This window comes from Maricaulis sp., assembly GCF_039978735.1.
In the GTDB taxonomy this organism is placed as follows: domain Bacteria; phylum Pseudomonadota; class Alphaproteobacteria; order Caulobacterales; family Maricaulaceae; genus Maricaulis.
Genome location: NZ_JBDWAS010000019.1, coordinates 1 through 5308 on the forward strand (window position 1 = coordinate 1; position 5308 = coordinate 5308).

Annotated in this window: 2 protein-coding genes and 1 pseudogene; 1 reads left to right on the forward strand and 2 read right to left on the reverse strand. The window is 66.0% G+C overall.

Annotated elements, in window-relative coordinates; genetic code table 11:
• Positions 1-426: 426 nt before the first annotated feature.
• Positions 427-1959: an exopolysaccharide biosynthesis polyprenyl glycosylphosphotransferase gene (locus ABJO18_RS05880; protein ID WP_348508388.1), complete on the reverse strand. Its 1533-nt coding sequence runs from the start codon at positions 1957-1959 to the stop codon at positions 427-429.
• Positions 1960-2168: 209 nt separating this feature from the next.
• On the opposite strand from ABJO18_RS05880, the gene ABJO18_RS05885 reads away from it, so the two are divergent.
• Positions 2169-3779 (forward strand): SulP family inorganic anion transporter, encoded by a 1611-nt coding sequence (locus ABJO18_RS05885; RefSeq protein ID WP_348508387.1) that lies wholly within the window; start codon positions 2169-2171, stop codon positions 3777-3779.
• Between the two features lie 263 nt (positions 3780-4042).
• Here ABJO18_RS05885 and ABJO18_RS05890 read toward each other — a convergent pair.
• Positions 4043-5216, reverse strand: a pseudogene (locus ABJO18_RS05890) (IS481 family transposase).
• Between the last annotated feature and the right edge of the window lie 92 nt (positions 5217-5308).

Sequence of the window (5308 nt, forward strand, 5' to 3'; positions counted from 1 at the left end):
TCGCACAAACCTCGCGCCAGACCATCGCCGCCTCCTGTCCAAGAGACGAAATCCAAGCCACAAGGTGTCAACCATGTCTCCGAACACCCGTTAATGATGTCCCCGGGCTGAACACCTGTGCCGGGGTCTGGCATCTGGCGACAGGCTTGCTCCGATAGCTTCCAGCGTTTCAGGGGCAACCTCAACCGGGCCCCGAAATTCGCTTCGCTCCTCCGGGGAAAGCGGGGAGGTGGCGTCTCCGGGGAAACTCGAGTGTGGGGCAAAACCATCCACAACTTTCCCCGGACTTGTTCCGGGGTCTGGCATCTGGCGGCAGGCTTGCTTTGGAGCTTTCGGCGTTTCAGGGGCAACCTCAACCCGGCCCCGGAATTCGCTTCGCTCCTCCGGGGAAAGCAGAGGGGAGGATCCGGGGAAAGCGGCGCTGCGCTAGCGGATATTCACCTTGTCGCCCAGGAGCGCCGGCAGGGTGCGCAGCATGATCCAGAGGTCGAACCAGAAGTTTGCGCGGGCGATGTATTCCACGTCCAGGCGGACGCGTTCGCGGGCGGCTTCGGGGGAATGCAGCGGACCGCGCGAGCCATTGATCTGGGCCCAGCCGGTAATGCCCGGCTTGACGCGGTGACGGTGGGCGTATTCGGCCACCAGTTTGGAGGTCTGCGTGCCGCCGGTGCGCATATTGGGTGCATGAGGCCGCGGACCGACCAGCGACATCGAGCCGGCGACGACATTCCACAGCTGCGGCAGCTCGTCGAGCGAGGTCTTGCGCAGGAAGCCGCCGATCCGGGTGACACGCGGATCGTCGAACTCGACCTGGCGCACCGGGCCGTCCTGGCTCTTGGGATCGTGACGCATGGTACGGAATTTCAGCACTTCGATCGGACGGCCGTTGAAGCCCTCGCGCGTCTGGCGGAACAGGACCGGGCCGGGGCTGTCCAGCTTCACCGCCAGCGCAATCAGCGCCATCACGGGCAGGGCGAGCACCGACATGACGAGGCTGAAGGCGAGGTCGGTGATGCGTTTGAGCACGAGATGGCCGAGGCGTTCCTCGACACCGTTCATGCGGGCAGCCTGCACGCCGACGATATCGTCCAGCGAGGTTTCGGCCGGATCGAAACTGTCCAGATCCAGCAGCAGGCAGACCGAGTGCGGCAGGGCGCGCAGCTTGGCGAGGAGAAGCTGCACGCGCTGTTCGGCCTTGGGCGACACGGTCAGGATGATGCGGTCGACCTCGTGCAGCAGCGGCCAGGAAAACAGGTCGTCGGTCGAGCCGAGATAGGGCGCGCCGGCGAGGGCGGCCGGGCTGCGCGACTTGCGGTCGTCGAACACGCCGACGACATTCACCGTGCCGGACCCGGCATTGGCGGCGATCAGCTTGCGGGCATTCGGCGTGGCGCCGACCAGCACGACATTGCGCGCCAGGCGGCCGGCGCGGGCCCAGTGGCCGATGAAGACGGCATAGATGATGTGCAGGACGGTCAGCGCGCCGACACCGGTCATGGCGAACAGGGCAACCAGTTCGGTGGCGCGCGGTGCGGTGACGAGGGCGAGCGCGGTGATCGCCGTTCCGGCCAGGCCCGTGGCGATAAAGGCGCGGGCGACGCGGTAGAGGCCGACCTCGCGCGGTTCGATCCGGTAGACGCCGCTGAGCATCAGGAGCGCCGGGGCTAGCACAGCAAAGGCGACGACCGGCAGGAGTTCGCCGGCGGCGACTTCGGTCACGCGTCCGCCGGACATGGCATAGCCGCCGGCGGCTACGACGATGACGGTGACGAAAATGTCGAGGGATTGCAGGATATGGCTCAGCGCCTTGCGGTTCACACGGTGCTGCGGCGCGCGGGCCTGGGCCTTCAGCTGGGCACGGGTCAGCGATGCCGTATCGCCGATGGCAGGCCGGATCGGCTCGGACGTATCATTGGCAGGGCCGGTGCCGGACGGCTTGGCAACGCTCGAATAATCCACGTCTAATCCCCTTGGTTCCGGCTCAGGATGCGCAGATCGGGACAAATATTTCGTTGAGGAGCGTGGTTAATGCGACCTTGACGATCATTTTTCATCGGCAATGCGTTGCAAGGGTGGCCATCTGCTGCGTTGCAGCATAAGAGGCGGCATCGCGACATCCTGCCGCGGGACCTGCATAATGCCGGTCCTGCCGAACAACGGACCCAGCCATGATCCGCACCTCTCTTGCCGCCTTCACGGAACGTCTCGCTGCGTCTGTCGGTGACCGGGGCACACTGCCGCCGCTGACCCCGTCGCGCATCCGGATCGAGCTGCTGGCCGGCCTGACCGTTGCCCTGGCCCTGGTGCCGGAAGCGGTGGCCTTCGCCTTCGTGGCCGGTGTGCCGCCGCTGGCCGGCCTCTATGCCGCTTTCATCGTCGGTCTGATCACGGCCCTCATCGGTGGCCGCCGCGGCATGATCTCCGGCGCCACCGGCGCGCTGGCGGTGGTGATGGTGCATCTCGTGGCCGAACACGGGATCGAATACCTGTTCGCCACCGTGGTGCTGATGGGCGTCATCCAGATCACGGCCGGCGTGCTGAAGCTGGGCAAGTTCATCCGCATGGTGCCGCACCCGGTGATGCTGGGCTTCGTCAACGGCCTGGCCATCGTGATCTTCCTGGCCCAGCTGGAACAGTTCAAAGTGGTCAATGAGGCCGGCGAGCATGTCTGGATGACCGGCTGGCCGCTGATCCTGACCCTCGGCCTGGTGGCGCTGACCATGGCGCTGATCTGGGTGGTCCCGAAGGTGACGAAAGTGGTTCCGGCACCGCTGGTGGCTATCGGTGTGGTCGCAGCGCTGGTGATCGGTTTCGGCCTGCCGGTGCCGCGCGTCGGCGATCTCGCCTCGATCGAGGGCGGCCTGCCGCAATTCCACATCCCCATGGTGCCGCTGAGCCTGGAGACGCTGCAGATCATCCTGCCCTACGCCTTCATCCTGTCCGCGATCGGCCTGATCGAGAGCCTCCTGACCCTCAACCTGGTGGGCGAGATCACCGGCCGCCGTGGCGGCGCATCCCAGGAATGCGTCGCCCAGGGCGTGGCCAATCTGGTGACCGGCTTCTTCGGCGGCATGGGCGGGTGCGCCATGATCGGCCAGTCGATGATCAATGTGAAATCCGGCGGCCGCCTGCGCCTGGCGGGCGTCGCCGCCGCGCTTTTCCTCCTCGCCTTCATCCTCGTCGGCTCCAGCCTGATCGAGCAGATCCCGCTGGCTGCCCTGGTGGGCGTGATGTTCATGGTGGTGATCGGCACCTTCGCCTGGCAGAGCCTGAGCATCCTGACCCGCATCCCGCGCTCGGACGCCTTCGTCATCATCCTGGTCACCGGCGTGACGGTCTATGCCGACCTCGCCGTGGCCGTGATTGTCGGCGTGATCGTGTCGGCACTGGTCTATGCCTGGAAGGCGGCTTCGCACATCCATGCGCGCCAGGTTGCCGGCGAAGACGGCCAGATGGTCTACCAGGTGGAAGGTCCGCTCTTCTTCGGCTCGACAGCCAGCTTCATGGAATTGTTCGACATCGAGAACGATCCGGACCGCGTGGTGGTCGACTTTGCCGACAGCCGTGTCGTCGACCAGTCGGCCCTGCAGGCGCTGGAAGACCTGGCGGCGAAATACGAGGCCGCCGGCAAACAGCTGGAACTGCGCCATCTCAGCCGCGACTGCCACCGCCTCCTCTCCCGTGCCGGCCAGCTGATGGTCGACAGCGATGACGACCCCGCCTACGGGCTGGCCGTCGATTACAAGGTAAAGCTGGGCCGGCTGGGCGGATCGCACTGAGGGCGAGAGGGCGCGCCGTTTTCTTCCCCAGCACACACACACACACCACTTTCCCCGGCACACATCACTTTCCCCGGCCCTGTGCCGGGGCCTGGCATAAAGAGGCGTGCCCAGGCTCCCAGCTTCGCGCTTTCTGAGCCAGACCCGGAAACTCAACCGGGCCCCGGAATTCGCTCCGCTCCTCCGGGGGAAGCGGGGAGGTGGCGCCTCCGGGGAGGTGAGTTTGAGCTAGAATCACAGACCGATTTCCCCGGCCTTGTTGTTCAGCCCGGGGACATGGCTGACACCTGTTCGGGGACATGGCTAACACATTTTCGGTGTGTTGAGGTTGATGGTTTTGATGGTTATGGCTCCGAAGCAGAGGGCGTATTGGCCGTCTGTATCGAGCGGGCGCAGGGCGAGACGTTCGCCGCAGAAGGCCTTGGGGACGCGCCAGACACGCCCCTTGAAGGTGATGTATCCGCCCGTTTGACCGACGCGCCGCACGATCTCACCCTCGGCATAATCCGGCTCGGCCGGGCGGGCGGGCATGGTGCGTGAGCTGGGTGTGTAGCGTGTGGCCGGTGTGGCGAAACCGAGCGCCTCGTGCGGGCGGTCGTGATTATAGACGTCCCGCCAGGCATCGAAGGCGTTCTGGGCATGTGTGAGATCGCGCAGCGCGACGAGATCGAGCACTTCGGCCGCCAGGGTCCTGTGGAAGCGTTCGTTCTTGCCGCGCCCCTGGGGGTGAAAGGGGCGCGAATAGATCGTGTGGACACCCAGCTTGAGCAACCAGACCCGCAGCCGCGTCCATCGCCCGCCCGTGCTGTCGCCCCAGGGGTTGCCGTTGTCCACGAAGACGGCCTCGGGCAGGCCGTAGCGTGTGAAGCGGTGTGTCAGGGCAGCCTGAACGCGTGCGCGGGTCTGCAGGCTGCCCGCTTCCAGGCCGATCGCATATCGCGAATGATCGTCGATGATGGTGAGCGGATGCAGACGCGTGCGGTCGGCCAGCCGTGTCCAGCCCTTGAAATCCATCTGCCAGAGCTGGTTCGGGGCCTCCTTCTCGAAGCGTGTGGTGGCCCGGGCCGATCCGGACGGCCTCTCGACCCGGCCATGGCGCACCAGAATGGCGTGCACGGTCGAGGCGGCCGGGGGCTGCAGGCCGGAGCGCAACAGGGCATGGACAATCTTGCGCGCGCCCCAGGCCGGATGCGCGTCGCGCAGGCTCAGAACGGCCTGTTCGACCGCTGGCGCGGTCCGGTTCGGCGACCCCCGTGGCCGCCGCGACCGGTCCGCCAGATCGCGTTCGCCCGCCCGCCAGCGTTCGATCCACTTGTAGCCCGTCGCAGGCGAGACACCGAAGCGCCGGCACAACGCCCGCACGTTCGCCCCCTCCTGCAGCGCCAAACGCACAAACTCCCGCCGCTCATCCATCGCACAAACCTCGCGCCAGACCATCGCCGCCTCCTGTCCAAGAGACGAAATCCAAGCCACAAGGTGTCAACCATGTCTCCGAACACCCGTTAATGATGTCCCCGGGCTGAACAACA

Excerpts from the sequence above, each read along its gene's own strand:
- ABJO18_RS05885 (WP_348508387.1), top strand. The coding sequence starts at position 2,169 with ATGATCCGCACCTCTCTTGCCGCCTTCACGGAACGTCTCGCTGCGTCT.